This window comes from Pandoraea sp. SD6-2, assembly GCF_000389825.1.
In the GTDB taxonomy this organism is placed as follows: Bacteria; Pseudomonadota; Gammaproteobacteria; order Burkholderiales; family Burkholderiaceae; genus Pandoraea; species Pandoraea communis.
Window position 1 is genome coordinate 19,900 of record NZ_KB944424.1, and the last position, 26,999, is coordinate 46,898.

Consider the following 26,999-nt stretch of genomic DNA (forward strand, 5'->3'; position numbering starts at 1 on the left):
CGGGGAGCTAGTCCTATCGTCGGTCGGCGAGACGATAGGCATCTGTCCGGGCGCTGCACTTCGCCCGTCGTGCAGGGTAGAACTAACACTTTGCATTTCCCTTGGGCGTTGGCCCCGACGCCCAGTCGTTCGCTCACGCATGGCTCGTGGCCGCGTGCGTGGAGCCATTTATCGTTATGTCGTCGGGCTGCGGCCGGTTCCCCCCGTATCGCGCCCTACCCCTTGTTGCAAACGCCACAGCGGCCGCGTTTTCCCGTGTCGGGTTTAGTTTTGTCCAGACAATCCGAACATGTTCGGAACTTTCTCTTCTTTGGCAGGTCGTCAATCTAGCCGAATTTAATGACATTCGGTAAAAAACTATAAAAAATGATAGGGTATTTTCCCGCGGTCTGGGGTTGACCGATTTGGCTCCGGCGAACCGTCCGCTGCGACCGGTTCGGCAATGGTCGAGCGAGACGTGGGTTGGCATGGTCAGCGTGTTTGCGCGGATGTAAAAACGCGACGTCAAGGGTGGTCGAGCAAGCATCGCGCCAGAGAAGCTGATGCGGGCGATGCTGCAAGTACTGTACTCGACTCGCAGCGAACGGATGCCGATGGAGCGGATTTCCTACAACATGCTGTTTCGCTGGTTTGCCGGCTTGGCAATGGACGACGCCGTGCGGGATGCCTCGACCTTCAGCAACAATCGCGACCGCTTGATGGTCCGCGACGTCCTGGTGGCGCTGGTCAATGAGACGGTCGAGACGGCGCACCAACGGCTACCTGTCGGGCGAGCATTTCAGTGTGGACGGCCCGCTCATTCACACGTGGGCCGCTCACAAGCCGGACGGGAGTCATCGTGAAATGAAAAAAGGGGCGCCGAAGCGCCCCAACATGGGTCCAGCAAGATGGCCGGTCGTGGCCGTTATTGTTGTGCGCCGCCGTTGAACCATGCCGCGATTTTCTGGCGTTCGTCGTCGGTCATCTGGGTCACGTTGCCCAGCGGCATCGACTTGAGCGCCACGGCCTGCTGATAGATACGCTGAGCGTTCTGAGAGATCTCGGCCGGTGTATCGAGCATCACCCCCGCCGGAGCACTGCCCATCATCGTCGGCTTGGCCGAGTGGCAGGTGGCGCAGCGTTGCGTCAAGATCGGCTGGATCTCCGAGAGCTTCACGGCCGGGGCCGCAGCTTCACCGTGCACACCGGCGGCCGGTGCCGGGGCGGGGCGCGGTGCGGCGAAGACGGCAACGCCGGCGAGCAGCGCGGCGCCAACCACCGGCAGCGCGTACAGGTTCTTACCGGAATGACGCAGCACGAAAAACTGACGGATCATCGCGCCTGCGGCCATGATGATCGTGAGTATTACCCAGCTGTACGGATTGCTGTACGTGAACGCATAGTGGTTGCTGATCATGATGAACACGACCGGCAGCGTGAAATACGTGTTGTGCACCGAACGCTGCTTGCCCAGCTTGCCCCAGATCGGGTTTGGGACTTCGCCCTTCGACAGGGCATCGACGCTCTTGCGCTGCCCCGGAATGATCCAGAAGAACACGTTGGCCGACATCGACGTCGCCATCATGGCGCCCACGATCAGGAACGCGGCACGACCCGCGAAGATATGCGTCGTGGCATAGGTTGCCGCGACCACGAACAGCGCAACGCCAATCCCCAGCACGCGCTCGTTCTTGCCCAGCATGCGGCACAGGAAGTCATAGACGAACCAGCCGCCGATCAGGAACGCCACCGCGAGGCCGACGGCCTGACCCGGTTGCAGATCCATTACATTCTTATCGATCAGGTAAGTCTGCGGTTGCAGCAGATACAGCACACAGAACAGGGCAAAGCCCGAGAGCCAGGTCGTGTACGACTTCCACTTCGACCAGTGCAGGTCTTCCGGCATCTGCGGTGGTGAGTTCAGATACTTCTGGGCGTGGTAAAAACCGCCGCCGTGCACCGACCACATCTCACCGAACACGCCTTTTTGCCGGTCTTCCGCCGCCTTGGGCGGCTTCAGACCGTTGTCCAGCATCACGAAATAGAACGACTCGCCAATCCAGGCAATGGCTGCCACCACATGCAGCCAGCGCAGCAACAGATTGACCCAGTCGGTAATAAACGCTTCCATCTTATGTTCTCCTCAACTGCCTGACGTTCACGGCTCGCGCTTCAACTGCCGCGATACGTGGAAAAGCTCCACGGCGAAACCAGAAGGGGCACGTGGTAATGCTGGGCAGGCTCGGCAATGCCGAAGCGCAGCACAACGCGATCGACAAAGCGCGGCGAAGGAACGTCCACGCCCTGCGCGGCAAAATAGTCGCCCGCGTGAAATACCAATTCATATTCGCCAGCGACGAACGCTTCGCCTTCGAGCAGTGGCTTGTCGCAGCGGCCGTCGCTGTTGGTTTGCACGTCGCGCAGCAAACGGCGCTCGCCGTCCACGCGCCACAACTCGACACGGATGCCCGCGCCGGGCTTGCCGTGAGAGGTATCAAGTACGTGGGTAGTCAGTCGTCCCATGGTGTCTCCTGTGATGGATGGGTGCATTGTAGGGAGATGGCGGCCGGACAACGGGCGCAATACCAAAGATAAAAACGCGCACATACCATGTCACGCCAGACAAAAAGCCGACGGCCATCAATAGGGGGTGCGCGTGTGTGGAGAGTACGCCGCACGCGTCGAATTTGGCATTTTTTTGGACCACTATTTGCTTCTGTTATCCGGGCTATAACAACCGAAATATGAAGTGCTGTAGCGACGGCAGGCCCATCGCCCGGAAAGCCCAATGGCGACGTGCGTCGTTGGGGAAAACCCGAGACGCATGATAAGCATTCATGCATACGTTCCATGGAAAAAACACTATAGCCCCCGGTGGTCTTGTCGCAAAAGGCGTCGACCTGCACCATTGAACCACCCCAAAAATATCAATCAGACAGCCCCCCAGGGACGGAGACGCAATGAGTGTGACAACGAAAGCCGTCGATCCGGTCGACGAACGACTGCCGATCGCAAAATTGTTCATGCTGGGCCTGCAACATGTGCTGGTGATGTATGCGGGTGCGGTGGCCGTGCCGCTGATCATCGGCGGTGCCCTTGGCTTGCCCAAGGATCAGATTGCCTTTCTTATTTCCGCCGACCTGATGTGCTGCGGCATTGCGACGTTGCTGCAAAGCGTAGGCGTGGGCCGGTTCGGTATTCGTATGCCCGTCATCATGGCCGTGACCTTCGCGGCCGTCGGTCCGATGCTCGCCATCGGCACCAACCCGTCGCTGGGCCTGCCGGGCATCTTCGGGGCGACGATCGCCTCGGGCATCATCGGCACACTCATTGCGCCGGTCATCGGCAAGTTGTTGCGCTTTTTCCCGCCGATTGTCACCGGGATCGTGATCACGTCCATCGGCCTGACGATCATCGGCGTCGGCATCAACTGGGCCGCAGGTGGGGTGGGCAACCCCGATTACGGCGACCCCGTCTATCTGGGCGTGTCGTTCGCGGTGCTGATCTTTATCTTGCTGATTACGCGTTTCGTGAAGGGCTTCTTCTCGAATATCGCCGTGCTGCTGGGCATTCTGTTCGGCTTCGCGATCGCGCTGATGCTGCACAAGGTGAATTTCGACGGCCTGGATCACGTGAAGTGGTTCGACGTTGTGCTGCCGTTCCATTTCGGCATGCCGGTGTTCGATCCGTGGGCAATCGTTACGCTCACTATCGTGATTCTGATTACGTTCATCGAATCGACGGGGATGTTTCTGGCGCTCGGCGAGATCGTCGGCAGGCCGGTGGACGAGAAGGCGCTGGTGGCCGGTCTGCGTGTCGATGGCGTGGCCACCGTGATCGGAGGTGTGTTCAACACGTTCCCGCACACCTCGTTTTCGCAGAACATCGGTCTCGTGGGCGTTACGGGCGTGAAGAGCCGCTGGGTCTGCGCTTCAGCCGGTGTCATCCTGCTGGTTTTCGGACTGATCCCCAAGATGTCGGTGATCGTCGCCTCGATTCCGCAATTCGTGCTGGGCGGGGCGGGCGTGGTCATGTTCGGCATGGTGCTCGCCACGGGCATCAAGATCCTGTCCAAGGTCGATTACTCGCATAACCGCTACAACCTGTACATTGTGGCCATCAGCATCGGTATGGCGATGATCCCGGTCGCGTCGAACAAGTTCTTCGCGAAGATGCCCGAGCAACTCGCGCCGCTGCTGCACAGTGGAATTCTGCTCGCCACGCTTTCGGCCGTGATTCTGAACGCTTACTTCAATGGCTTCAAAGCCCCGGCGGCCAACGCTCATGGTGAGAAGAACGGTACAGGCATGGGGCTGGAGGCGCACTGATGAAAACACTGCTGGTCAAGAATGCCGAGGTTCTGGTCACGATGGACGCAGGCCGCCGCGAGATTGCGCGCGGCGGCCTGTACGTGGAAGACAACCGGATCGTCGCCGTCGGCACGCGCGATACGCTTCCAGCCACGGCCGACGAAGTGTTGGATCTGACCGGGCACGTTGTGATTCCCGGCCTCGTCAATACGCATCACCACATGTATCAAAGCCTCACGCGTGCCATTCCCGCCGCGCAAGATGGCGAGCTGTTCAACTGGCTGACGAACCTGTATCCGGTGTGGGCGAATCTCACACCGGAAATGATCCGCGTCTCGACACAGACGGCGATGGCCGAGTTGCTGCTCTCGGGCTGCACGACATCGAGCGATCATCTCTACATCTACCCGAACGGTTGCAAGCTCGACGACAGCATCGAAGCTGCCGCCGAGATCGGCATGCGCTTTCACGCAAGCCGCGGCAGCATGAGTGTCGGGCAGAGTCAGGGCGGGCTGCCGCCAGATCGCGTCGTCGAGCGCGAAGACGACATTCTCGAAGACACGCAGCGTCTCATCGAGACGTATCACGACGAAGGCCGCTACGCGATGCTGCGCTTGGTCGTGGCCCCCTGTTCACCCTTCTCGGTGAGCCGCGAACTGATGCGCGATTCGGCGTCGATGGCGCGTCACTACGGGGTGTCGCTGCATACCCATCTGGCCGAGAACGTCAACGATATTGCCTACAGCCGTGAGAAGTTCGGCATGACGCCAGCCGAATACGCTCAGGATCTGGGCTGGGTCGGGCACGACGTCTGGCATGCGCACTGCGTGCAACTTGACGACGCAGGCATCGCGCTGTTCGCCAGGACGGGGACCGGCGTGGCGCACTGTCCGTGTTCGAACATGCGGCTCGCCTCGGGCATTGCGCCGATTCGCCGGATGCGCGATGCGGGCGTGCCGGTCGGGCTGGGCGTAGATGGCTCGGCCTCGAACGATGCGGCCAACATGATCGGCGAAGCGCGTCAGGCGTTGCTCTTGCAGCGTGTGGGCTTCGGCCCGAGCGCGATGACGGCCCGCGAGGCGCTGGAAATCGCCACGGTAGGCGGCGCGCGCGTGCTGGGTCGAGACGACATCGGCATCCTCGCGCCCGGCATGGCGGCCGATTTCGTGGCGTTCGACACCCGTAGCGTGGGCATGGCGGGCGGTCTGCACGACCCGGTGGCGGCGCTGGTCTTCTGTAACCCTGGACAAGCCGCGTACAGCGTGGTCAACGGACGGGTGGTGGTGCGCGAAGGGCGTCTGGCGACGCTTGACCTGCCGTCGCTCGTCACGCGTCACAACGCGCTGGCGCGACAACTGGCCGAGGCTTCCCGGTAAGGCGTTGCCACACCGGCCACCGATTCATGGTGTGTGGCCGAGCGTGGCAGCGGGCAAGCGGGAAATCGGGGCGACGTTTCTGTGCATAAGGAACGCCGCCGTTCGGTTCGGCGGAGCGGTGGGGGCCGCTCCGCCGGTAAAAACGGCGCGGAACCCCGGCATCCACCGAGGATCAGGACTGCGTGTGTGACTCGAGCAGTGTGCGTGTGGCGTCGGAAATGATGCTGCGCAGCCAGCGCACCTCATCCGAATAGTGCGTGCGCTCGTGCCACAACTGGTAGTACTGCATCGGCGGGAAGTCGATGGGCGTTTCGAGCACGGTGAGCGGCAGGAACTCCGCGTAATGGTCGGCGAACAGACGCGTCGTCGTGAAGATCAGATCGGATTTCAGCAGAACATACGGCGCCAGATTGAAATACGGAATTGTCACGACCACATTGCGCTTCAGACGCTCGCGCGCGAGGTGCATGTCGATGGCGCCGCGTTGGGCGACGGAGTAGGGTGTTGGCGCGAGGTGCGGACTGGCGAGGTATTGCTCGAGGGTGAGGCCGCGTTTGGCATACGGATGCGTATTGCGCACCAGGCAGACGATCTGGTCGACGAACAGGTTCGAGAGGTGAAGCTGCTCGGGTGGCTCGGGCCAGTTGCCGATGACGACGTCGACCTTGCCGTCTTCGAGCGCATGTTCGTAATCGAAGGCAGGGCCGAGCGAATGCAGTTCGAGCTGCGCATTGGGGGCTTGCTGGCGAAAGCGTTCGACGACCGTGGGGACGAACAGCGTATTCAGATAATCGGGGGAGCCGATGCGAAACGTGCGCACCGTCGTCGCCGGATCGAAACTCGATTGCTGGACCGTGATGCGCTCGATCTCACGCAGGGCGTTCTGCGTCGGCTCCAGCAGCGATTGACCGTACTCCGTGGGTACCATGCCCGATTTGCCGCGCACCAGCAGCGGATCGCCGGTGATATCGCGCAAGCGCCGCAGTGCCGCGCTGATCGCGGGCTGAGACTGGTTCAGCTTGACGGCCGCACGCGTCACGCTGCGCTCGATCAACAAGGTGTGAAGGACGCGTAGCAAATAGGTGTCGATCGGTTCGCGGTTTTGGCTCATGAGAAATATAACAGTCCGAATATGCCGGGCCCTGAATTACATAACTAAATCATTATGAAGCACAAGCGCCCGACGTCTCCATAGCGGAAAGCCCGTATCATTAAAATAGGGGCATGTCGCGCTTCATAAAGCACGACATGCCATGTTATTGACGCACGCTCGACATTTCGCCGCGAATTGGGTATTTTCGTCCCGCCCAAGCTCAGGATCGAGACTTTGCCCGTGACATCCCCAATGCAATCCACACCACGTCTGGCGCTGACCGGCATCACCAAGCGCTATCCGAGCGTGGTGGCCAACGACGGCATCGCGTTGAGCGTGTTACCCGGCGAAATCCATGCCGTACTAGGTGAGAACGGTGCAGGCAAGAGCACGTTGATGAAGATCATCTACGGTGCGGTGCGCCCTGACGCGGGCGAAATCCGCTGGGAAGGGCAGCCCACGCGTATCGACAGTCCGGCCGCGGCCCGCAAGCTCGGCATCGGCATGGTCTTCCAGCACTTCTCGCTGTTTGAGACGCTGACCGTCGCCGAGAACATTTCCCTTGCACTCGATGACGCGGGGCACGATCTGAAGGCGCTCGCCGGGCGCATCCGCGATGTGTCGGCGCAGTATGGGCTCGAAGTCGATCCGGCGCGTCACGTGCATAGCCTGTCGGTGGGCGAGCGCCAGCGTGTGGAGATCGTGCGCTGTCTGTTACAGAATCCGCGTCTGCTCATCATGGACGAGCCCACGTCGGTGCTCACACCGCAAGCCGTCCAGAAACTCTTCACCACGCTGCGCCGTCTGGCTTCAGAAGGTTGCAGCATCGTCTACATCAGCCACAAACTCGACGAAATACGCGATCTGTGCGACCGCGCGACCGTGTTGCGCGCCGGGCGCGTGTCGGGCCACGCCGTGCCGCGCGAGGAGACCGCAGAGACGCTGGCGCAGATGATGATCGGGCGCGCGTTGCCGCAGATCGAGCGTCGCGAGCACCAGCCGGGCGACGTGCTGCTTTCCTTGCGGCAGTTGTCGATGGCGAGCGAAGACCCATTCGGCACCTCGTTGCACGACATCAACCTCGACGTGCATGCGGGCGAGATTGTCGGTATCGCAGGGGTCTCCGGTAACGGACAGGCCGAATTGCTGGCTGCGCTGTCGGGTGAGACTCGTGCGCCGCAGGCCGAAGCCCTTCATCTGAACGGCCGCGCCGCCGGTCGCATGGGCGCCGCCACCCGGCGCCGTCTCGGGCTGGCCTTCGTGCCGGAAGAGCGGCTGGGGCGTGGTGCGGTGCCCAGCATGTCGCTTACCGACAACGCGCTGCTTGGCGCGTCCGGCACGGCACACCTCGGATTGCTGCGCGGCGGCTGGATTCGCCGGCACACGCTCCGGCGGTTCGCGTCACTGTGCATCGAGCGCTTCAATGTGAAGGCGGGCGGACCGGATGCCGCTGCACAGAGCCTCTCGGGCGGCAATCTGCAAAAGTTCATCGTCGGACGCGAAATCCTTCAGGAACCCAGGGTGCTCGTGGTGGCTCAGCCGACGTGGGGCGTCGATGTGGGCGCGGCGAGCTTCATCCGTCAGCAGTTGCTCGACCTTTCGTCTCGTGGCGTCGCGGTGCTGGTGCTGTCCGAAGAACTCGACGAACTTTTCGAAATTTGCGACCGGATCACGGTGCTTGCGCAGGGGCGTCTGTCGCCAGTGCGCAAGCCCGGGCAGACCGACGCCCGCGAGATCGGCCTGTGGATGGCGGGGATGTTCCCCGGTGGCCCGGGCGGTTCAGGAGAGCGCGCGGCCTGACGTATCGGCGAGAGGGGCATGACCTGGATCGTCGGGCCTTCGGTCGTACCGTCGCCGGCACCGTAACGTATTTCATCGATTTTCAAACACCATGTTCGATTTCACGCTTGAGCCACGGCCAAGTCCTTCCCGCACCATGCGGCTCGCCATGCCGCTGGTGGCCACGCTCATCACGCTGGCCGGCGGTGTGCTCATTTTCGGTTTCCTCGGCAAGCATCCGGCGCAGGCGATGGCAGCGTTCTTTCTGGCACCGGTCAGCAGCCTGAACGGCTGGTCGGAGCTGCTGCTCAAGGCGTCGCCCCTGTGCCTGATTGCGCTGGGACTGGCCATTGGCTATCGCGCCAACGTGTGGAACATCGGTGCGGAAGGCCAGTTGCTGCTGGGCGGAATTTTCGCCTCGGGTGTCGCGATTCACTTCGATGGTCACGGTGGCCCGTGGCTGTTGCCGTTGATGATGGCGGCAGGCGCGCTGGGCGGCATGTTGTGGGCCGCCATTCCCGCGCTGTTGCGCGTGCGCTTCAACGCCAACGAGATTCTCGTGAGCCTGATGTTGACGTACGTGGCCACCCAACTGCTGATCTATCTCGTGAGCGGCCCCTGGCAGGACCCGCATGGCATGAATTTCCCGCAGTCGATCAGCTTTGGCCGCGACGCGCTGTTCCCGCGCTTTTTCGGCGACTGGCACTGGACCCCATGGCGGGGCACACGCCTGAACGCGTCGGTGTTCATGGCGGTGGTGGCGGTGCCGGCCGCGTGGTTTTTCATGCGCAAGAGTTTCGCCGGGTACCGGATGGAAGTCGGCGGGCTCGCACCGCTTGCCGCTCGCTATGCAGGCTATTCCGAGCCGCGCGCCGTCTGGCTCGCCCTGCTGATCGGCGGGGCCGCCGCCGGGCTGGCGGGCACCGGCGAAGTGGCGGGGCCGGTCGGGCAACTGCAGGCGACCTGGGCGCCGGGGTATGGCTTCACGGCCATCATCGTGGCGTTCGTGGGACGTCTGCATCCGGTCGGCATCGTTCTGGCGAGCTTGCTCATGGCGCTGCTGTATCTCGGCGGCGAAGCGGTGCAAACGTCGCTGCAATTGCCCAAGGCGATCAGCGGCGTGTTTCAGGGGCTGCTTCTGTTCAGCCTGCTGGGTTGCGACGTTTTCGTGAACTACCGTCTGCGCCGTCGTGCCCGTGCACACGCGCGGGAAGCCTGAGGAGCGCCGCATGGACTGGATCAATCTGCTGACGCCGCTGGCGGCAAGTGCCGTGATCGCGGCCATTCCGTTGATGCTCGCCGCACTGGGCGAACTGGTGACGGAGAAGTCTGGCGTGCTCAATCTCGGCGTGGAAGGCACGATGCTCATGGGTGCCGTCGGTGCGTTCGCCGTGACCGTACAGACGGGGAGCCTCTGGCTCGGCGTGCTCGCGGGCATTGCTGCGGGTGTGGTCATGTCGGCCATCTTCGCGTGGCTCACGCTCTCGCTCATGGCCAATCAGGTGGCAACGGGGCTGGCGCTGACGATCTTCGGCGTAGGGCTTTCGGCCTATGCCGGCCGTCCGTACACAGACGCCACCATCCCGATGCTGCGCGACCTGCCGATCCCCGGCCTGTCGTCGATTCCCGTATTAGGGCCGTCGGTCTTCTCGCTCAACCCGCTGGGTTATCTCTCGGTGGTGCTGCTGGTGGCGATCACCTGTTTTTTGTACCGTACGCGAGCCGGGCTGGTGTTGCGCTCGATCGGTGAGGCACCCGCCGTGGCGCATGCCATCGGCTACCCGGTGGTGCGGATCCGTTATCTTGCAACGCTTTTCGGCGGCGCGATGTCGGGGCTTGCGGGCGCGTATTACTCGGTTGGCTATCTGCGCCTCTGGCAAGAGAACCTGACGGCCGGACGCGGCTGGATTGCGCTGGCGCTGGTGGTGTTTGCGACGTGGCGTCCGGGCCGCACGGTGCTCGGCGCGCTGCTCTTCGGCGTGGTCATGGCGCTGCAATTTCAGGCGCAGGCGATGGGCATTCGCGTTCCGTCGCAGGCGTTGGCCAGTCTGCCGTATCTGGCGACCATCGTGGTGCTGGTGATCATCTCGCGCAATCGCCAGACGATTCGCCTGAATGCGCCGGCCTCGCTGGGCAAGCCGTTTTTCGCAGGGTCTTGACGCGTTGCCTGCGGGCAGCGCGAGGGGTTTGGCAAACGAGAGCATGGAATCAACCTGAAACAATCGATGACGAGGAGAAAATCGATGCGACGTAAAGTCCTGATCACGATGGCAAGCCTGGCGGCGGCCATGCTGGTTTCTGCCTGCGGCAAGCAGGAGAGCAACACCGCGAGCGCGTCGGCGGCAGCGTCCGACGCGCAGGCATCGGCCGCGCCGGCAGGCAAGGGCCCGATGGGGGTGGCGTTCGTCTACATCGGCAACCCGGGCGACGCTGGCTGGACCTACGCGCACGAGCAGGGTGCGAAGGCCGTAGAAGCGAAGTACGGCGACAAAGTGAGCGTGACCCGCGTGGAGAACGTGCCCGAGGGCGCGGACTCGGAGCGCGTGTTCCGCGATCTGGCAGGCAAGGGCAACAAGCTGATTTTCGGCACGTCGTTCGGCTACATGGACTCGATGGTCAAGACGGCCGCCGATTTCCCGGATGTGACGTTCGAGCACGCCACCGGCTTCAAGACGGCGCCGAACCTCGGCACGTATGACGTGCGTACGTACGAAGGCGCGCATCTGGCCGGTGTGGTCGGCGGTCATGTTACGAAGTCAAACGTGATCGGCTATGTGGCATCGGTGCCGATCCCCGAGGTGATCCGCAACATCGACGCGTTCACTATTGCGGCGCGCGAAGTCAATCCGAAAGTCAAGGTGAAGGTTGTCTGGATCAATAGCTGGTTCGATCCGGGCAAGGAGCGTCAGGCGGCGGAATCGCTCGTCGGACAGGGCGCCGACGTGCTGATGCAGAACGTCGACTCGGCGGTGGTGATGCAGGTGGCCGAAGAGAAGAAGATCCACGCCTTTGGCTGGGATTCGGACATGAGCAAGTTCGGCCCGAACGCTCATCTCGCATCGGCCGCCATCGACTGGAGCAAGTACTACGTGCGCACGGTCGACGAAGTCATGCAGGGCTCGTGGAAGAACACGCCGGTCTGGGGGGGTATCAAGGAAGACGAGATCAACCTCGTGGCCATCAACGACAAGACCGTGCCGGAAGCGGCGCGCAAGGCCGTGACTGCGCGTCACGACGCCATTCGCGACGGTAAGTACGATCCGTTCACCGGCCCGATCAAGGGGCAGGACGGCAAGGAAATCGTGCCGGCCGGCAAGACCCTCAACGACGACGAGAAGCACCAGATCAACTGGTTCGTGGAAGGCGTTGAGGGCTCGCTGCCGAAGCAGTAACGATGGCTGTACCGCCTCTGTGCGGCATCGCGGTATCAGAAGAACCGCCGGTATCTGCCGGCGGTTTTTTTGTGCTGGAGGCTCTGAAGGGACGTTAGTCGCGGGATGTTTTCACGGTCTCGTCCTGCGCGAGTTTTTCCGTGTCGGGGGAGACGGCGGGTGCGGCAGTGGCGATCAACAACACGGCGGCAGCAAGGAAGGGGCCGAGGAGAGGGGGGCAGAGGTTGCGCTGAGGGCGCAGCGCGCATGCATGGGGCGTAGACAGGCGGATAGGGGTCATGAGAAGGCACTGGGGAAGTGATAGCGCCCCGGGAGGGCAAGAGAGGCATCTCCATCCGGGGGATGATGGCCGCAAACGGCGTCTGAAGGTCTTCAGGCAACTTCCGCCAAATTCAGCGGCTTTGGGGGGAGCCTACGGGTCGGCGAGCACCGGCACTCCCTTTAGGCGCCGCATTTCGGAGCCTTCACAAGCGCCGGGGGCGACTCAGGGCGCGTGACACGCATCAGTGCTAAAATGTCGGGTTTCGTGGCGCAATTTTGTGCCGCCGCACTTCATTTCCCCGGATACCGCCTGTGCTGTCTACTGCCAATATCACGATGCAATTCGGCGCCAAGCCGCTCTTCGAGAACATTTCCGTCAAATTTGGCGGGGGCAACCGTTATGGCCTGATCGGCGCCAACGGCTGCGGCAAATCGACGTTCATGAAGATCCTCGGGGGCGATCTGGAGCCGAGCGCCGGCAACGTCATGCTCGAACCCAACGTGCGTCTGGGTAAGCTCAAGCAGGATCAGTTCGCGTATGAAGACATGCGCGTGCTTGACGTCGTGATGATGGGCCATACCGAAATGTGGGCCGCCATGAGCGAGCGCGATGCCATCTACGCCAATCCGGAAGCGACGGACGACGACTACATGCACGCCGCCGAACTCGAAGCGAAGTTCGCCGAGTACGACGGCTATACGGCCGAAGCGCGCGCGGGTGAGCTGCTGCTGGGCGTGGGTATTCCGATCGACCAGCATCAGGGGCCGATGAGCAACGTTGCACCGGGCTGGAAGCTGCGTGTGCTGCTCGCACAGGCGCTGTTCTCGAATCCGGACGTGCTGCTGCTCGACGAGCCGACCAACAACCTGGACATCAACACGATCCGCTGGCTGGAAGACGTGCTCAACGAGCGCAACTCCACCATGATCATCATTTCGCACGATCGCCACTTCTTGAACGCCGTGTGCACGCACATGGCGGATATGGACTACGGCACGCTCACGATCTATCCGGGCAACTACGACGACTACATGCTTGCGTCGGCGCAGGCGCGCGAGCGTCAGATGGCGGCGAACACCAAGGCGAAGGAACGCATCACCGATCTGCAAGACTTCGTGCGCCGCTTCTCGGCGAACAAGTCCAAGGCGCGTCAGGCGACGAGCCGTCTCAAGCAGATCGACAAGATCAAGGTTGAGGACATCAAGCCTTCGTCACGTCAGAACCCGTTCATCCGCTTCGAATTCGAGAAGAAGCTGCACAATCTCGCGTTCGAATTCGAAGGCATTTCCAAGTCGTTCGACCGCCAGATCTTCAAGAACTACTCCGGCGCGGTGCGCGCCGGTGAGCGTGTGGCCATCATTGGCGAGAACGGCGCGGGCAAGACCACGCTGCTGCGCAGCCTGATGGCGGAACTGCCGGTCGACGCGGGCAACGTGAAGTGGGCCGAGAACGCCAACATCGGTTACATGCCGCAAGACACCTCGGAGGCCTTCCCGGAAGATTTGTCGCTCACCGACTGGATGACGCAATGGGGCAAGGAAGGCGACGACGATCAGGTGATTCGTGGCTCGCTGGGCCGCCTGCTGTTCGGTGGCGACGACGTGCGCAAGTCTGTTCGTGTGCTCTCCGGTGGTGAGAAGGGACGCATGATCTGGGGCAAGCTGATGTTGGGCCGTCACAATGTGATGATGATGGACGAGCCGACCAACCACATGGACATGGAGTCGATCGAGTCGCTTCAGATCGCCCTCGACAAATATCCGGGCACGCTGATCTTCGTCTCGCACGATCGCGAGTTCGTGTCGGGTCTGGCCACGCGCGTTATCGAAGTGAAGAGTGACGGCACGTTGGTCGATTACGCCGGCACTTATGACGAGTACCTGGCCAGCCAGGGCGTGGAAGTCTGACGGAAGTCTTCGAGACGTCCACGCGACGCACGTAATACCCGGCAGGGCGCTTGCTTGGCAAGCGCCCTGTTTGCGTTTACAGCACGTTGAGGCGGAGCAGGTGTCGTCTTACGGTGTCGTGGGAATATCGGAAGGCACAGCGCAGAGGCATCCGATTTCACCGAAGGGCTGAGAAGCGCGGAGGCGAGCAGACTACAATGGGCGTTCGACGTTCCTCTGCCAGCAGGAGACATTGCATGATTACGTACGATAAATTTTTCATCGGTGGTCAGTGGGTTACGCCGGTTGGGCGCGGCACGCTGGACGTTTTCCACTCGGCCGACGCGAAGCTCATGGGCCGCATTCCCGAGGGGGCTGCCGAAGACACGGAAGCGGCCATTTCCGCAGCGTTGAAGGTGCGCGACACCTGGGCGGCCACGCCACGGGCCGAACGTGCGGCCTATTTGCGGAAGATCGCGGCGGGCCTGAAGGCACGCACGGAGGATCTGGCGAACGTGATGACGGGCGAGACGGGCATGCCGATCAAACTCGTTCGTGCGATTCAGGTGGGCGGTCCGGTGTATCACTGGAACAAGTACGCTGAACTGGCCGAGATATTCGAATTTGAAGCGCGCGTGGGCAATTCGCTGGTGGTGCGCGAACCCGTGGGGGTGGTTGGTGCGATTACGCCGTGGAATTACCCGCTGAACCAGATCACCCTGAAGGTTGCGCCGGCGCTGGCCGCCGGATGCACGGTGGTGCTCAAGCCGTCGGAGGTGGCGCCGTTCAATGCGTTCATTCTGGCGGAGGTGATCGCCGAGGCCGGACTGCCGGCGGGCGTGTTCAATCTGGTTACGGGGCTCGGGCCGGTCGCCGGCGAGGTGTTGGCACGCCATCCCGACGTCGACATGGTGTCGTTCACCGGATCGACGCGTGCAGGCAAGCGCGTGTCCGAAGTGGCGTCGCAAACGGTCAAGCGCGTGGCCTTGGAGTTGGGCGGGAAATCGGCTTCAGTGGTGCTCGACGATGCCGATCTCGCCGCAGCGGTCAAAGGCACGCTCAACGCGTGTTATCTGAACTCCGGACAGACTTGTTCGGCACACACTCGCATGCTTGTCCCGGCGTCGCGTTATGAGGAAGTCAAGGCGCTGGCGAAGGAAGCCGTTGCCCGCTTTACGCTGGGTGACCCGCGCGAGGAAACAACGCGTCTCGGACCGCTGGCATCGGCTGCCCAGCGAGAGCGCGTGCAGACATATATTCGCAAGGGCCTCGCGCAAGGGGCCGAATTGATTGCCGGTGGAGATGCCGTACCGGAGGGCTTCGAGTCGGGATTCTTCGTCCAGCCAACGGTGTTGGGGCGTGTCGCCCCCGACGCTACCGTTGCACAGGAGGAGATTTTCGGCCCAGTGCTCTCGATCATCACCTATGAGGGCGAAGCGGATGCGGTGCGCATTGCCAACGATTCGATCTACGGATTGGGCGGTGGTGTGTGGTCGGGCGATGAAGCGCGCGCGGTACGCGTGGCGCGTCAGATCCGCACGGGGCAAGTCGATATCAACGGCGGTGAATTCAACGTGCAGGCACCGTTCGGCGGCTTCAAGCAGTCAGGGCACGGACGGGAGAATGGCGTGTACGGCTTCGAGGAATTCCTCGAGTACAAGTCGCTGCAATTCAAGTCCGCGAAGTCGTAGACCCGTTGTCGCCATAGCGCATCGCTGTGCCTTCGCGGTTGATGCGCTCCCAGACGGCTGCCTTCTCGTCGTCAGTGAAGAACACCCAGTTCGACACTTCATAAGCCGTACGGCCGCAACCCTTGCAGACGTCGTCGAAGAGCGTCGAGCAAACGCCAATGCAGGGGCTGTCGGGGCGGTCGTGCAGTTCTGACATAAGAGGGCGAATTCGGCCGGAGGCAGGTCGGTGTCACAGGAAAGCGCCATTATCTCACCGATGGTCACACCGGCAGCGATTCCCCTACGGGCGGGGGCAGGCAGTGGACTTTTCAATGCGTTTCAGGTTGGCGGTACTCAAATCTCAATAGCGATGGTGGTGCATTATGTTGCGTAACTGGCAACTATTCGCGCTGGGTTCAGCGTTCTTTGCCGCACTGACGGCCGTGTTCGGCAAACTCGGCGTGGCACAAGTCAACTCCAATATGGCTACGCTGATTCGCACGGTCATCATCTTCGCGGTGACGCTGGCGATCGTGGGCATGCGGGGGGAGTGGCAGCGGCCGGCCAGTTTGAGCGCGAATACGTGGCTGTTCCTCGTGCTTTCCGGGGTGGCAACCGGTTTGTCGTGGCTTTGCTACTTCCGCGCGTTGCAGTTGGGGCCCGTGTCGGGTGTGGCGCCGTTGGACAAGCTCAGCGTCGCGATGGCGATGCTGATCGGCTGGGTGGTGCTTGGTGAGCCGTTCTCGCTCAAGGAAGCTCTCGGCGGCGCGCTGATTGTCGCAGGGGCGCTCGTGCTGGTGTTATGAGCTTGTTGGGGACGTGGATGGACGTGCTCTTCGCGGTGCGCGCAAGCAAGTGCCGTTACCAGCGGAACACGCTATACCCGACACGCACCTGCGACCGCGAGTGATGGTTGTAGTCGAGCAGGGTTTCGCCGTAGCCTGTGAAGTAGCCGAGCCAGAGGTAGCCACCGGCGCCTGGGATCAGCTTGCCGAGCGGGTAGGTCACCTGCACATCGACACTGCCGTAGTTGCGTTTTATCCCTTTGCGCAGCGTCGCCCCGACCTGCCAGCCATTCGGCTTACCCCATAGAACCAGCAGGTCCATATAGCCGCGATAGTCCTGAATATCGCGGTTGTCGTTTTTTTCCAGGTAGGCGTAGAGCTTCGGTGCCACCGTCCAGTGGTATTCGGACGGATCCCCGAATTTCAGGATCGGTTTGACGAAGAGGGTGTTGAGACTGCGGGAATCGTCGCCCGCCTTGCCATTGGACTCATGCTCGACACCTGCCGCGATGCCCAGCGATGTGAACCAGTTGGCGCGCGCGCCAGTATCCGGGGTGTAGTAGAACAGGCTCGGACGGTAGTTCGAGTCACGGAACGGGGCCGATTCGGCCTGCAGATCCCAGATCGACAATTGCGTATAGCCGAAATACAGGTTGTCGAGGAAGGATTTCGAGGCCGGACTGTCCGGTTTCAGAATGTGGAACTTGAAGCTGAGTTGAAATCGCGCGTTCGAGCCGCCGTTCCTGCCGAAAGCCATGTACATCGGCTCGTTCGACGAGATGCGGGCGAACTCGGTATCGGTCGTCGGGGCGATTACGTCGGGTGCGGCGCTGGCCGTCACCCCTGCTGCTGCGGCGGCAGCGGACGCCGGGGTGCCTTTCCCCGCCGCTTGCGCTGCGCCCGCCTCGGATGGTGCCGGTGCAGCTGCCACCATCGGTTCAGTAGGGGCGGCGCGATCGAGGACGATGGTTGTTGTCGAGACGTCCCAGTCGATCGGCTCAAGGTGTAGGGTGCCGCGTAGTTCCTTCGGAAGCGCGGCAGCGTACGAGATGCGCCGGAACTGGCCCTTCGAGAGCGTGACTTCAGCGGGAACCGCCGCTGCACGCTTCAGATGGAGCAGCGTGGGCCCGAAGTCGTCGTTTGAGATGCGCACGACGATTTCGTCCGGCAGCTTGATGGTTTTGCGGCCCTGCGTGTCCTGTGTGGCCAGCAGGGTCAGTTGCAAGGGGGCCTCGCCCGTGAGGGCGCGCGGTGCCTGTAAGAGTGCGAGTTCGGCATTTGCCGCAGTACTCAGGACCAGGCAAAGCGCAGTTGTGCCGATCCGGATGGCACACAACGGTGACGGGGCGAATGTGGCGAGATTCGTCTTGGGCATCGGTCCGGTCTGGGTTTGTGACCCCGGGCCGGTGAGCCCGACGTCTGTTACAACCCGCCTGGGGAGAACCCCCGGAGGTCGGATTCGCGGGCGCAGCGATCGCGTCCGAGAGATTTGGCAAGGTACAGTGCCGCGTCGGCGCGTCTTAGCCACGCGTGATCGTCGTCGCCAGCGTGCCATTGGGCTACGCCCGCACTTATCGTGAACTGAAGCGGCCGGCCACCGACATTGATGCGGGACGTGCGCACGGCATCGCGCAAACGCTCGGCGGCGTCAAAAGCGCGTGCCTCGGCGGCACCACTCGCGATGATAGCGAATTCTTCGCCTCCCAAACGACCGCAGATGTCATCTTCGCGTAACGATTCGTGACAAAGATGGACGAATGTCGCCAGCACGGTATCGCCGAGCGCATGACCCCACGTGTCGTTGATCTGCTTGAAGTGGTCCAGGTCGACGAGGATGACGCAGGTCGGTACCCCTGTCGATTCGGCTTGCGCAACCTCGGCGCGCAGGCGTTTGAGAAAGTGTCCGCGTGACAGCGCACCCGTGAGCGCGTCATATTTGACTTCGCGCTCAAGTGCCGCATTCCTGGCCAAGGTGTCGGTCAACTGGAGTTTTTCGCGGCGCAGATAGCGAACGAGCAACCAGAGCGCACCCGCTAAGCTGAGCAACAACGCGAAGACCAATACCGCATAACGGCGCCGCTCGATGGACAGGCTGCCCAGCGTCGGCACTTCGTTCATGGTGTAGACAACCAGTTCGCTGTCCGCAGACGGTTCGGCCTCCAGAAGATATGGCCGATTGCCGGGGCGGACACAAACCAGACGAGCGTGCTGCCGACCCTCTTTGTCTTCAGGCGTTTTTTGCATGAACCCCGGCGTGCCGGGCGACGAATCATAGTCATCGATGGGAACGAGGGGGAAGTCTTCCTGCTGATAGAGGCGTCGTCGTTCCGCTGGCGTCAGTTTGAAGACATCGGCACCGGGAACTGCCATGCCGGTGAATGTCGGGTCGTTGGCGAGCACGATGACACCGTTGTTGTCTGTCACGAACGACGCGCCGGAATCGACCCAATGCGCCAGCCGGCGCATGCCGAGCTTCACCACCATCACGCCGGCGAGCAGGCCGTCCCGATAGACGGGGGCCGTGAAGTAGATGCCGGGCAGGCCGGTCTTGCGCCCGATGACATATTGCTGCCCGATACCCCCGAGCACGGCAGTGTTGTAGTACTCCCGGTCGCCGTAGTTCTCGCCGATCAGCGGATTGGCCGCGTCGGCATCGCTGGAGGCGACGGTGACGCCATCCGGCGTGCCCAGCCATACGAGATCCGCACCGAAGTAGAGCTGCGTGGCGTGCAGCAACTCGTTGACGGGTTTGAGTATGGGGTTGGCAAGCAGTGTCTGACGGGCTTTTTCCGGTGGCATGCCCGTGAGCGGGTGCTTTGCAAGGCTGGCTGCGGCGTCCTGAATCTGCTCGACCTGAGCGAGTACCTGCGGGATGCCGCGAATGAGTATCAGATCCTGATTGACCGTGTGAACCGTGCCTTGTGCGAGGCGGGTCGCCACGCTGCGCTCTTCGGAGAGCAGTCGCGCCGCGCGGTTCGCCACCAACTGATCGGCGGCGAAACGGGCCAGCCCCCAGGCGGCGAGGACGCACACGAGAATGACCAGGCTGCTGACGAAGGCAGAAGCGGTGCGGCGACGATTAAACAAGGCGTTGACCAACGGCAGAGGCGGTTGCAGACGCGATTACAGGCGCCCGTGCCAGTCGCGAATGAATGTCTCGATATGCCCGGGCGGCAGGGGGCGTGTGCAATGATACCCCTGCCAGGCGTGACAACCCAGTGACGCGAGTGCGTCGCGTTGCGCGCTGGTCTCGACACCCTCCGCAACCGTTTCGATCTCCAGCTTGCGCGCGATCGCGATGATGGCTCGGATCAGCTCGGTATCGTAGCCACCAAGCAGCACGCCGGCGACGAACTGATAATCGATCTTGACCGTGCCGAACGGCCAGCGCTTCAGACGCACGAAACTCGAATAGCCGGTGCCGAAGTCATCGAGCGACAGGCGAACGCCCATCGCGACGAGTTCGTTCATCAGCGTGGCGGCTTCGTCGAGATGGCAGATCAGTGACGACTCGGTAATCTCGATCTCAAGCTTGTCCGGCGGCACCCGATGGTGCTTGAGGGCGTAGCGGACCGTCTCAAGTGTCTGCACGCGCATTTGCTGTGCCGACAGGTTCACGGCCACGCGCGGATATTCCTCACCGTCCGTCTGCCATTGATCGAGTTGACGGCAAGCCTCTTGCAGCGTCCACTCCCCGATGGGGCCGATGACATCGCAGCGCTCGGCGGCCGGGATGAATTCGCCCGGCATGATCAGTTCGTCGTCGCGCTGCCAGCGGATCAGCGCTTCGAGACCGGTCAGCCGGTGCGTACGCATGTCGATCTGCGGCTGGTAATGCAGGCGGAATTCGGACTCCGACAGGGCGCGTCCGATAGTGTTGCGCCAATAGTGCTCGTTGCCCGCTTCGTCCGGCGGCGTGATGCCTTCGGTGGGGGCAGACGGGGCTTCGGTCACGAGAAACCGCGACGCGCTTTCCCGAATGGCCTGATCGGCGACGTCCGAAGTGTGCTCGAGCAGCGTGGCGGGCCAGACCGGCACTTGCGGCAGGTGGGTTACCCCTGCCGAGAGAATCGGATACAGCAGGCCATTCCCGCAGGGCACGGGCGATTCGCCGGCCCGGATAAAGCGGCGCGTGATCTGCGAGGCGGCATCGCGGCTGCCCAGGTCGCGCAGCAAGATGGCAATCTGCTGATCGGAGACGCGACCGATGAGGTCGCGGCGGCGAATGCGCGAGCCAATGCGAAACGCGATGGTGGCGAGCAGGTCGGCATCCGAAATGGCGGCCTGACTGCTTGCCGTGCGCTGACCACGGCCCACATGCAGTACCACCAGCGCACTGTGGCTGCCAGGTGGACTCGGGGTGCGCAACTCCAGGCTGAGGGCACGTAACAGCCGCTGGCGATCCAGCAGCAGATCGGCAAGGACGACTTGTCGTCGCAGCGCGTTGGTATCGTTCATCTCGGCAAACGGGCAGGCGTGCCCCGTACGGTTGAACGTTTGTCATTGCCGCGTGTAATGCCTGCGGACAGAGGAAGCCCACGCGTCGAACAGGTCGTGCCGCCGGAAAACCCTTGAATCATGTTCAGCATAAGACGCGTAAATGTGTCGGCCGTCAGGCGAGGAGCGGGTGGGAGACACCGGCCACGGCACCACATCCCTCGCCATCCGGCAGACCGCGCGCAAGGCGTGGCCCGACAGAAGCTCGTGCCCGGTTGCGACACCGGGTCCTTTGACTTTTAACGGCACCCATCATTGAAAATTGAGTCCGGGTTTCACCTATGGTCGGCGCGGCTGGGTTGTGCCAGCCATTCGCGACCGCGAAGCATGAAATCCCAGTAAACCTTTGGCAGCACGTATTTTTTCAATACCCAGGCAAAACGGCTCGCTTGCGTACCGTCGATGGGGAACGTGGGCAGCAGTTTGCCGCCGTAGCCAAACTCGGCAAGCACGATCTTGCCGTGTTCCACCGTGAGCGGGCAAGCGCCATAGCCATCGTAGTGCAGGGCGAGCGGGCGGCCATCCATGGCAGCAAGAAGATTTTCCGCGACGACGACGGCTTGTTTGCGCGCAGCGGCAGCCGTCTTGGCGTTCGGCGCGGAGATGGCGTCGCCCAAGCCGAAAATATTGGCATAGCGCGCGTGGCGCAGGGTTGCCGGATCGACTTCGCACCAACCGGCCGCGTCGGCAAGCGGGCTTGCGCGCAGCACATCCGGTGCGCTTTGCGGTGGTACCACGTGCAGGAAGTCGAAGGGTTTGTCGATAAACTGCGACTGACCGTCGGCGTCGAAGATTTCAAAACGGGCAACGCGCCGTTCGCCGTCCACCGCACGCAAATGCGAGAGGTGATTGAGCGAGATGCCGTATCGCTTCACGTATTCCATGAGCGCGGGGACGTAATCTTTCACACCGAACAGCGCTGGCGCCACGAGATGGAATTCGATTTTCGTCTTGTCCAGCGCGCCATGCTGACGCCATGTGTCGGCGGACAAGTACATCGCCTTTTGCGGTGCGCCCGCGCACTTGATCGGCATCGGCGGCTGCGTGAACAGCGCGTTGCCGCCCTTGAATTCGCGAACCAGCGACCATGTATAGGGGGCGAGATCGAAGCGATAGTTGGATGTGACACCGTTGCGGCCGAGTGTATCGGTCAAGCCATCGATGGCTTCCCAATTCAGTTGAAGGCCCGGCGCGACGATAAGGTAGCGGTAGCCGAGACGCCGGCCATCCGAGAGCAGGATTTGCTGACGATCCGGCGCGAAAGCCGTTACCGCCGCCTGGACCCACGTCACCCCTTCAGGGATGACGCTTGCCATCGGACGCGCGGTGCGCGCGGCGTCCAATTCCCCTGCACCGACGAGTGTCCACGCTGGCTGATAGTAGTGTGTGTCGGCCGGGTCCACGATCGTGATCGAGAGCGACGCACGTCGTCGGCGCAAGCTGGCCGCCACGGAGATCCCCGCAGCGCCAGCGCCCATGATCACGATGTCGGCGCTACTTTCCGTCGCGGGTGTTGGCGTAGCGGATACGTCGCTGGACATAAGGTCTCCGACAAATGAGCAAAAATTGGAACGGATTGCGACATATCGATGCGCACTTCCTGAACGGCACGCCATGGTTGTTCACACGAACAAGTCGCTGCTGGCGCGGCGCGTGCGGGACATTGTATAGAAACTGAGCTGATTTGCCCTTGTTTTCGCGGGGAGCGCGGGCATTCATCACAATCATCGCGGCGTTCAGCGCAATGCAGGATGAGGAAAGGGTTTGAAAGGCGCGCGCCGGTTCAGTGTTGGCGAACGTGCGCTTTCTGAAGTGGCGGGCGCTTGCGATTGCCGAGAGGATTTCCAAGAGCAGCGAGAAGGGCGCCACCACTACGGTGACATCCCTTCAAATTTACGCGTGCAGATGATTGTGATCGCAGGCGACTTCGATCGGATCGGTATCGGTATGGCAAGCACAGGCTTCGCCGTGTGCGCCTTGCATGAGTGCACGCAGAATTCCGCAGTCACTTGTTTCGTGACGGCTATGACATTGCGCCTGAAGATGCAGCAGTTGTTGTTCGAGTGCCTGCAACTCGTGAATGCGCGTGTGCACCCGCTCGAGGTGCGCTTCGATCAGTTGGTTGGCGTCTTCGCACGTCACGCTCGTGTCGTGAGCGAGTTCACCGAGTCGCTTCGCATCCGCGAGCGGCATATCGAGCGAGCGGCAATGGCGGATGAAGCGCAGGGCTTCCAGATGGTCTTCACCATAGGTGCGATAACCAGCATCCGTGCGTGGCGGGGCCGACAGCAGGCCGGCCCGCTCGTAATAGCGAATCGTCTCGACATCGGTGCCCGCTGCCCGGGCCAGTTCTCCGATTTTCATACTTGACTCCGTAGTCGCTACAGGGTTTTGAATGCAGGGTAACACGAATCAAGAAACTAGGAGTTCACATGTCCAACCCCTCGGATTCGGCTCGTCTGGCGGGCTCGACGGCGGCAGATCGCAAGCTACATGACCACGGGCAAGATCCGGGCCATGCGCATCGCCACGACCAGGGGCAGCATCACGATCATTCGCATCATCACGATCACAACCACGATCACGGGCATGCCCATGATCACGCTCGTGCGCACGATCATGCCGTGCTCCGCGCCTCGGATGCAGCACATGCGCACGAAGGCTCATCCTGTTGCGCCGGTGACGCAAATCTGGCCCTCGTCGAGCCAGTGCCTTCGACCGGCGCGCCGCAGGCCCGATTCCGCATCGATCAGATGGATTGCCCGACGGAAGAGCGTCTCATCCGAGACCAACTTGAGCATCGGCCGGGCGTCGACGCCCTGTATTTCAATCTTCTCAAGCGGGAATTGACGGTTGTTTTCGACGGTAGCGCGTCGGCCGCCGATGTCGCCCAGCACGGGGAGGCGGTCGCCGGGACGTTGCGCAAGCTGGGGATGACGCCGGTGCCGCTCGTGGGAGACAACGCGAACGCCGCACCCCCTCCCGCGAGCCATAAGGGCGACGTTGCGCGCCTGGTGGTGGGGGGCGTGCTGGCCGCGGCAAGCGAAGCTGCCGTCTGGTCGGGCATGCCCGAACACAGCCCTTGGGTGGGGGCCATGGTGGCCGTCGCCATTCTGGCGTGCGGCCTGCCCACGCTCAAGAAGGGTTGGATCGCGCTGCGGCACTTCACGCTGAACATCCATTTCCTGATGTCGCTGGCTGTGATCGGGGCGGTGTTCATCGGGCAGTGGCCGGAAGCCGCGATGGTGATCGTCCTCTTCGCGCTTTCGGAAAAACTCGAAGCCGCGTCGCTCACGCGCGCTCGCCGTGCCGTGGAAGCGCTCATGCGTCTGGCACCCGATCAGGCATCGGTCGAACAGGCGGACGGCACGTGGGCAGATGTGCCTGCGGCATCGCTCCCGATCGGCGCACGCGTGCGGGCGCGCCCGGGCGAGCGCATTGCCATCGACGGCGTGATCGAGCAGGGCAGCTCCGCACTGAATCAGGCGTCGATCACTGGCGAAAGCGTGCCTGTCGACAAGACGGTGGGCGACGAAGTCTATGCAGGCAGTATCAACGAGAGCGGTCTCATCGTGTATCGCACGAACGTTGCGCCGGGCGATACGACACTCGCCCGCATCGTGCGCATCGTCGAGTCTGCGCAGCAGCAGCGCTCGCCGACGCAGCGCTTCGTCGACAAGTTCTCGCGCGTCTACACGCCGGCAGTTGTGATCTGCGCGCTGCTCGTCGCGCTGGTACCGCCGCTGGCCTTCGGTCTGGCCTGGTCGCCCTGGATCTACAAGGCGCTCGTGATGCTGGTGATCGCGTGCCCGTGTGCCCTGGTGATCTCGACGCCGGTCACGGTCGTGAGCGGTCTGACAGCGGCGGCGCGCGCCGGCATCCTGATCAAGGGCGGCGCATTTCTGGAGAGTGCTCACCTGATCCGGGCCGTGGCCGTCGACAAGACGGGTACGCTCACACGCGGCGAGCCGCGCCTGACCGATGTCGTGCCGTTGGGCGAAACGTCGCACGACGACGTGTTGACGCTGGCCGCCGCGCTCGACGCGCAGACTACGCACCCCATCGCCCGCGCGGTCGTCGACGGCCACACGCAAGCCGGGCTCGGTGCACTGCCGCCGGTGACAGACTTCGAGGCGCTCGTCGGCATGGGTGTGAAGGGGCGCGTCGGCCAAACGCTGTACTACCTCGGCAATCACCGTCTGATCGAGTCGCTTGGGGTGTGCAACGCGAACGTGGAGGCGGAGCTGGACCGCCTCGAAGCGCAGGCCCGCACGGCAATTGTGCTGGCCAGCGAAACACAAGCGCTTGCGGTGCTGGCTGTGGCGGATACCTTGCGGGAGGAAAGCCGCGAGGCGATTGCGCGACTCACGCAAATGGGCGTTCGCACCGTCATGCTGACGGGAGATAACCGTGCCACTGCGCAGGTCATCGGTCAGCAGGCGGGGGTGAGCGAAGTGCGTGCGGAAATGCTGCCGGAAGACAAATGGCAGGCGGTATCGGCGTTGCGAGAGGCGTTTGGGCACGTCGGCATGATCGGCGACGGCATTAACGACGCGCCCGCGCTTGCTGCCGCAGATGTCGGTTTCGCAATGGGCATGACAGGGACCGACAGCGCGCTCGAGACGGCCGACGTCACGTTGATGGACGACGATCTTCGCAAGCTGCCGGCCTTCCTCGCGTTGTCGAAACGCTCGGCCGCCGTGCTCAAGCAGAACATCGCTGTGGCGCTCGCCATCAAGGCGGTGTTCTTCGCGCTCGCCATCGCCGGGCTGGCGTCGCTCTGGATGGCGGTGTTCGCCGATGTGGGGGCTAGCCTGCTGGTCATCGCCAACGGCATGCGCTTGTTGCGCGCGAAGGTGGCGTGAGCCCTCGGATTGCCCGGCGCCTGAGGTTCAGCCCTCGCGCATGCCGCGCTCAAGGGTGTGCGCGTCGGGCAATTGACACAGGATATGGGCGGCGCGGCTGGTTGCGTTCACGATGATCGTGTCGAGGCGTCCGATCAATATGTCGCGCTGCGCAGCCGAAATCGGCATGTCTTCGAAGGCTCGCTGAGCCACAACTGCATCGTTGAGCTGCCCCAGCAAGGATTGGGCGGCGTGCAGTGTGCCCTGATAGGGCGTGCTGACCGCTTTGCGGAGCCACGGTGTCAAGGCTTCGGCGCTGTAACGGGCCTTCTTGACCTTCACGCGCAACGCGTGCAACTGCCCGGTCTCGAGCATCGCCAACTGATGGCAATCCGGAAATAGCGCAACGTAACGGGCACGGAGCATGTTGTGAGCGTGCTTCGCCAGCGCGCGCGGCCGCTTGCCTGGTGTGCGCGAGGGGCGCCGCAACGCCTTCGCGGTTCGCAGGTCGGCGTAACCATCTTCTCCGATGCCGAAAGCCTTCAACAGCAATGCACGTAATGCCCGCTGACGTTCGCTAGCGAGCGCCTCGGCGGCGTGCGCGCGGGCGTCGCTGCGCAGTTTCGCCACATGAGCGTCAATTGCCGGCCAGTCGATATCGGGATGCTCGGTACGCAATGCGGGCAGCGTCGTTGTCGCCAGCACGTCGGCATCTCGCGCGGGGCCCATCGCTTCCCCCATCCAGCGCAATTCGGCTTTCAGCCGACGGTGCCAGCGGGGCTTGAGCCATGGCGAGAAGACGTCGATCAGCGCGCGCAGACGGCGCGTCGCAATGCGCAACTGGTGAATGACTTCGGGGTCGAAGGCCCCGTGGTGAGCGTCGCTCTCTGGGGTGTCCGGCAATGATGGCCACTGCCTCAGAGGAAACGCGGCGAGCGCGACAAGCAGGCGCGAAGCCGACATGTGCCGCATGTGTCGGGCGTCGGGCGGCGCGATAACCTCTGCATCAGCCAGAGCGGCCGCGGGTGAAACTTCACCGGAGGCGGCGATGGCCGCTGTCGTCACGCGTGTCATGTCACCCAACATAGCACAGATGCTTTGGGAAATGATCTGGGGAAAATTGGGT

The 26,999-nt window shown here is 62.6% G+C and carries 21 protein-coding genes and 2 pseudogenes; 11 read left to right on the forward strand and 12 right to left on the reverse strand.

What is annotated here, in order from left to right; all coding sequences use genetic code 11:
- Positions 1-359 precede the first annotated feature (359 nt).
- Positions 360-822 (forward strand): annotated as a pseudogene (locus C266_RS25990) (transposase); the annotation flags it as partial.
- Positions 823-904: 82 nt separating this feature from the next.
- On the opposite strand, the gene C266_RS02855 reads toward C266_RS25990, so the two are convergent.
- Both C266_RS02855 and uraH read right to left on the reverse strand, forming a co-directional pair.
- Positions 905-2,110: a urate hydroxylase PuuD gene (locus tag C266_RS02855; RefSeq protein ID WP_010807783.1), complete on the reverse strand. Its 1,206-nt coding sequence runs from the start codon at positions 2,108-2,110 to the stop codon at positions 905-907.
- 41 nt (positions 2,111-2,151) lie between these two features.
- The gene (gene uraH, locus C266_RS02860) at positions 2,152-2,502 is read right to left on the reverse strand and encodes a hydroxyisourate hydrolase (protein ID WP_010807784.1); all 351 of its coding nucleotides are present in this window, start codon (positions 2,500-2,502) and stop codon (positions 2,152-2,154) included.
- Between the two features lie 437 nt (positions 2,503-2,939).
- Here uraH and C266_RS02865 point away from each other — a divergent pair, with 437 nt between their 5' ends.
- Positions 2,940-4,307 (forward strand): nucleobase:cation symporter-2 family protein, encoded by a 1,368-nt coding sequence (locus C266_RS02865; RefSeq protein WP_010807785.1) that lies wholly within the window; start codon positions 2,940-2,942, stop codon positions 4,305-4,307.
- Positions 4,307-5,665 (forward strand): 8-oxoguanine deaminase, encoded by a 1,359-nt coding sequence (locus tag C266_RS02870; RefSeq protein ID WP_010807786.1) that lies wholly within the window; start codon positions 4,307-4,309, stop codon positions 5,663-5,665. Before C266_RS02865 ends, C266_RS02870 begins: the two co-directional genes overlap by 1 nt.
- A 172-nt stretch (positions 5,666-5,837) precedes the next feature.
- Here C266_RS02870 and C266_RS02875 read toward each other — a convergent pair whose 3' ends face one another.
- Positions 5,838-6,776: a LysR substrate-binding domain-containing protein gene (locus C266_RS02875; protein WP_010807787.1), complete on the reverse strand. Its 939-nt coding sequence runs from the start codon at positions 6,774-6,776 to the stop codon at positions 5,838-5,840.
- A gap of 234 nt (positions 6,777-7,010) precedes the next feature.
- On the opposite strand from C266_RS02875, the gene C266_RS02880 reads away from it, so the two are divergent.
- The 6 genes from C266_RS02880 (at position 7,011) to C266_RS02905 (ending at position 15,768) form a co-directional block, all read left to right on the forward strand.
- Complete coding sequence (locus C266_RS02880) at positions 7,011-8,558, forward strand: ABC transporter ATP-binding protein (protein WP_010807788.1); 1,548 nt, start codon at positions 7,011-7,013, stop codon at positions 8,556-8,558.
- Between the two features lie 91 nt (positions 8,559-8,649).
- On the forward strand, positions 8,650-9,756 hold the full coding sequence (locus C266_RS02885) for an ABC transporter permease (protein WP_036661227.1): 1,107 nt from the start codon (positions 8,650-8,652) through the stop codon (positions 9,754-9,756).
- 10 nt (positions 9,757-9,766) lie between these two features.
- Positions 9,767-10,696, forward strand: a complete 930-nt coding sequence (locus C266_RS02890; protein ID WP_010807790.1) for an ABC transporter permease — start codon at positions 9,767-9,769, stop codon at positions 10,694-10,696.
- A gap of 84 nt (positions 10,697-10,780) precedes the next feature.
- Positions 10,781-11,929 carry a BMP family ABC transporter substrate-binding protein gene (locus C266_RS02895; RefSeq protein WP_010807791.1) on the forward strand — a complete coding sequence of 383 codons (1,149 nt, stop codon included), beginning with the start codon at positions 10,781-10,783 and terminating at the stop codon, positions 11,927-11,929.
- Positions 11,930-12,502: 573 nt separating this feature from the next.
- Positions 12,503-14,098 carry an ABC-F family ATPase gene (locus C266_RS02900; RefSeq protein WP_010807792.1) on the forward strand — a complete coding sequence of 532 codons (1,596 nt, stop codon included), beginning with the start codon at positions 12,503-12,505 and terminating at the stop codon, positions 14,096-14,098.
- Between the two features lie 236 nt (positions 14,099-14,334).
- Positions 14,335-15,768, forward strand: coding sequence for an aldehyde dehydrogenase family protein (locus C266_RS02905; protein WP_010807793.1), 1,434 nt, complete (start codon positions 14,335-14,337; stop codon positions 15,766-15,768).
- Here the strand turns inward: C266_RS02905 and C266_RS02910 are convergent.
- Positions 15,749-15,964 (reverse strand): DUF1289 domain-containing protein, encoded by a 216-nt coding sequence (locus tag C266_RS02910; RefSeq protein ID WP_010807794.1) that lies wholly within the window; start codon positions 15,962-15,964, stop codon positions 15,749-15,751. The genes C266_RS02905 and C266_RS02910 overlap by 20 nt on opposite strands.
- A gap of 166 nt (positions 15,965-16,130) precedes the next feature.
- On the opposite strand from C266_RS02910, the gene C266_RS02915 reads away from it, so the two are divergent.
- Positions 16,131-16,553: an EamA family transporter gene (locus C266_RS02915; RefSeq protein WP_010807795.1), complete on the forward strand. Its 423-nt coding sequence runs from the start codon at positions 16,131-16,133 to the stop codon at positions 16,551-16,553.
- A gap of 55 nt (positions 16,554-16,608) precedes the next feature.
- Here the strand turns inward: C266_RS02915 and C266_RS02920 are convergent, their stop codons facing one another.
- The 7 genes and pseudogenes from C266_RS02920 to C266_RS28230 all read right to left on the reverse strand — a co-directional run bounded on the left by C266_RS02920 (position 16,609) and on the right by C266_RS28230 (position 23,650).
- Positions 16,609-17,907, reverse strand: coding sequence for a phospholipase A (locus tag C266_RS02920; protein WP_010807796.1), 1,299 nt, complete (start codon positions 17,905-17,907; stop codon positions 16,609-16,611).
- A gap of 47 nt (positions 17,908-17,954) precedes the next feature.
- Complete coding sequence (locus C266_RS02925; RefSeq protein WP_144265688.1) at positions 17,955-19,619, reverse strand: sensor domain-containing diguanylate cyclase; 1,665 nt, start codon at positions 19,617-19,619, stop codon at positions 17,955-17,957.
- Between the two features lie 36 nt (positions 19,620-19,655).
- Positions 19,656-20,990 carry a bifunctional diguanylate cyclase/phosphodiesterase gene (locus C266_RS25995; RefSeq protein ID WP_010807798.1) on the reverse strand — a complete coding sequence of 445 codons (1,335 nt, stop codon included), beginning with the start codon at positions 20,988-20,990 and terminating at the stop codon, positions 19,656-19,658.
- A 314-nt stretch (positions 20,991-21,304) separates the two neighbouring features.
- Positions 21,305-22,549, reverse strand: a pseudogene (locus C266_RS02935) (FAD-dependent oxidoreductase); the annotation flags it as partial.
- Complete coding sequence (locus C266_RS27650) at positions 22,524-22,901, reverse strand: hypothetical protein (RefSeq protein ID WP_168162861.1); 378 nt, start codon at positions 22,899-22,901, stop codon at positions 22,524-22,526. The pseudogene C266_RS02935 and the gene C266_RS27650, both read right to left, overlap by 26 nt.
- Before the next feature lie 21 nt (positions 22,902-22,922).
- A complete protein-coding gene (locus C266_RS02940) occupies positions 22,923-23,393 on the reverse strand; it encodes a Cd(II)/Pb(II)-responsive transcriptional regulator (RefSeq protein WP_010807800.1) in 471 nt (156 codons plus the stop codon).
- 125 nt (positions 23,394-23,518) lie between these two features.
- Positions 23,519-23,650 carry a hypothetical protein gene (locus C266_RS28230; RefSeq protein ID WP_256380689.1) on the reverse strand — a complete coding sequence of 44 codons (132 nt, stop codon included), beginning with the start codon at positions 23,648-23,650 and terminating at the stop codon, positions 23,519-23,521.
- Positions 23,651-23,653: 3 nt separating this feature from the next.
- Between C266_RS28230 and C266_RS02945 the strand changes: the two genes are divergently transcribed.
- Positions 23,654-25,894, forward strand: coding sequence for a cation-translocating P-type ATPase (locus C266_RS02945; protein ID WP_010807801.1), 2,241 nt, complete (start codon positions 23,654-23,656; stop codon positions 25,892-25,894).
- A gap of 27 nt (positions 25,895-25,921) precedes the next feature.
- Here the strand turns inward: C266_RS02945 and C266_RS02950 are convergent, their stop codons facing one another.
- Positions 25,922-26,836 carry a CHAD domain-containing protein gene (locus C266_RS02950; RefSeq protein WP_036661231.1) on the reverse strand — a complete coding sequence of 305 codons (915 nt, stop codon included), beginning with the start codon at positions 26,834-26,836 and terminating at the stop codon, positions 25,922-25,924.
- Positions 26,837-26,999 lie beyond the last annotated feature (163 nt).

Coding starts and splice junctions, on each gene's coding strand:
- C266_RS02895 (WP_010807791.1), top strand. CDS start 10,781: ATGCGACGTAAAGTCCTGATCACGATGGCAAGCCTGGCGGCGGCCATG.
- C266_RS28230 (WP_256380689.1), bottom strand. CDS start 23,650: ATGATCGTGCGCACGAGCGTGATCATGGGCATGCCCGTGATCGTGGTT.
- C266_RS02865 (WP_010807785.1), top strand. CDS start 2,940: ATGAGTGTGACAACGAAAGCCGTCGATCCGGTCGACGAACGACTGCCG.
- C266_RS02855 (WP_010807783.1), bottom strand. CDS start 2,110: ATGGAAGCGTTTATTACCGACTGGGTCAATCTGTTGCTGCGCTGGCTG.
- C266_RS02870 (WP_010807786.1), top strand. CDS start 4,307: ATGAAAACACTGCTGGTCAAGAATGCCGAGGTTCTGGTCACGATGGAC.
- C266_RS02950 (WP_036661231.1), bottom strand. CDS start 26,836: ATGTCGGCTTCGCGCCTGCTTGTCGCGCTCGCCGCGTTTCCTCTGAGG.
- C266_RS02890 (WP_010807790.1), top strand. CDS start 9,767: ATGGACTGGATCAATCTGCTGACGCCGCTGGCGGCAAGTGCCGTGATC.
- uraH (WP_010807784.1), bottom strand. CDS start 2,502: ATGGGACGACTGACTACCCACGTACTTGATACCTCTCACGGCAAGCCC.
- C266_RS02880 (WP_010807788.1), top strand. CDS start 7,011: ATGCAATCCACACCACGTCTGGCGCTGACCGGCATCACCAAGCGCTAT.
- C266_RS02875 (WP_010807787.1), bottom strand. CDS start 6,776: ATGAGCCAAAACCGCGAACCGATCGACACCTATTTGCTACGCGTCCTT.
- C266_RS02885 (WP_036661227.1), top strand. CDS start 8,650: ATGTTCGATTTCACGCTTGAGCCACGGCCAAGTCCTTCCCGCACCATG.
- C266_RS02905 (WP_010807793.1), top strand. CDS start 14,335: ATGATTACGTACGATAAATTTTTCATCGGTGGTCAGTGGGTTACGCCG.
- C266_RS02920 (WP_010807796.1), bottom strand. CDS start 17,907: ATGCCCAAGACGAATCTCGCCACATTCGCCCCGTCACCGTTGTGTGCC.
- C266_RS02910 (WP_010807794.1), bottom strand. CDS start 15,964: ATGTCAGAACTGCACGACCGCCCCGACAGCCCCTGCATTGGCGTTTGC.
- C266_RS02940 (WP_010807800.1), bottom strand. CDS start 23,393: ATGAAAATCGGAGAACTGGCCCGGGCAGCGGGCACCGATGTCGAGACG.
- C266_RS25995 (WP_010807798.1), bottom strand. CDS start 20,990: ATGAACGATACCAACGCGCTGCGACGACAAGTCGTCCTTGCCGATCTG.
- C266_RS02915 (WP_010807795.1), top strand. CDS start 16,131: ATGTTGCGTAACTGGCAACTATTCGCGCTGGGTTCAGCGTTCTTTGCC.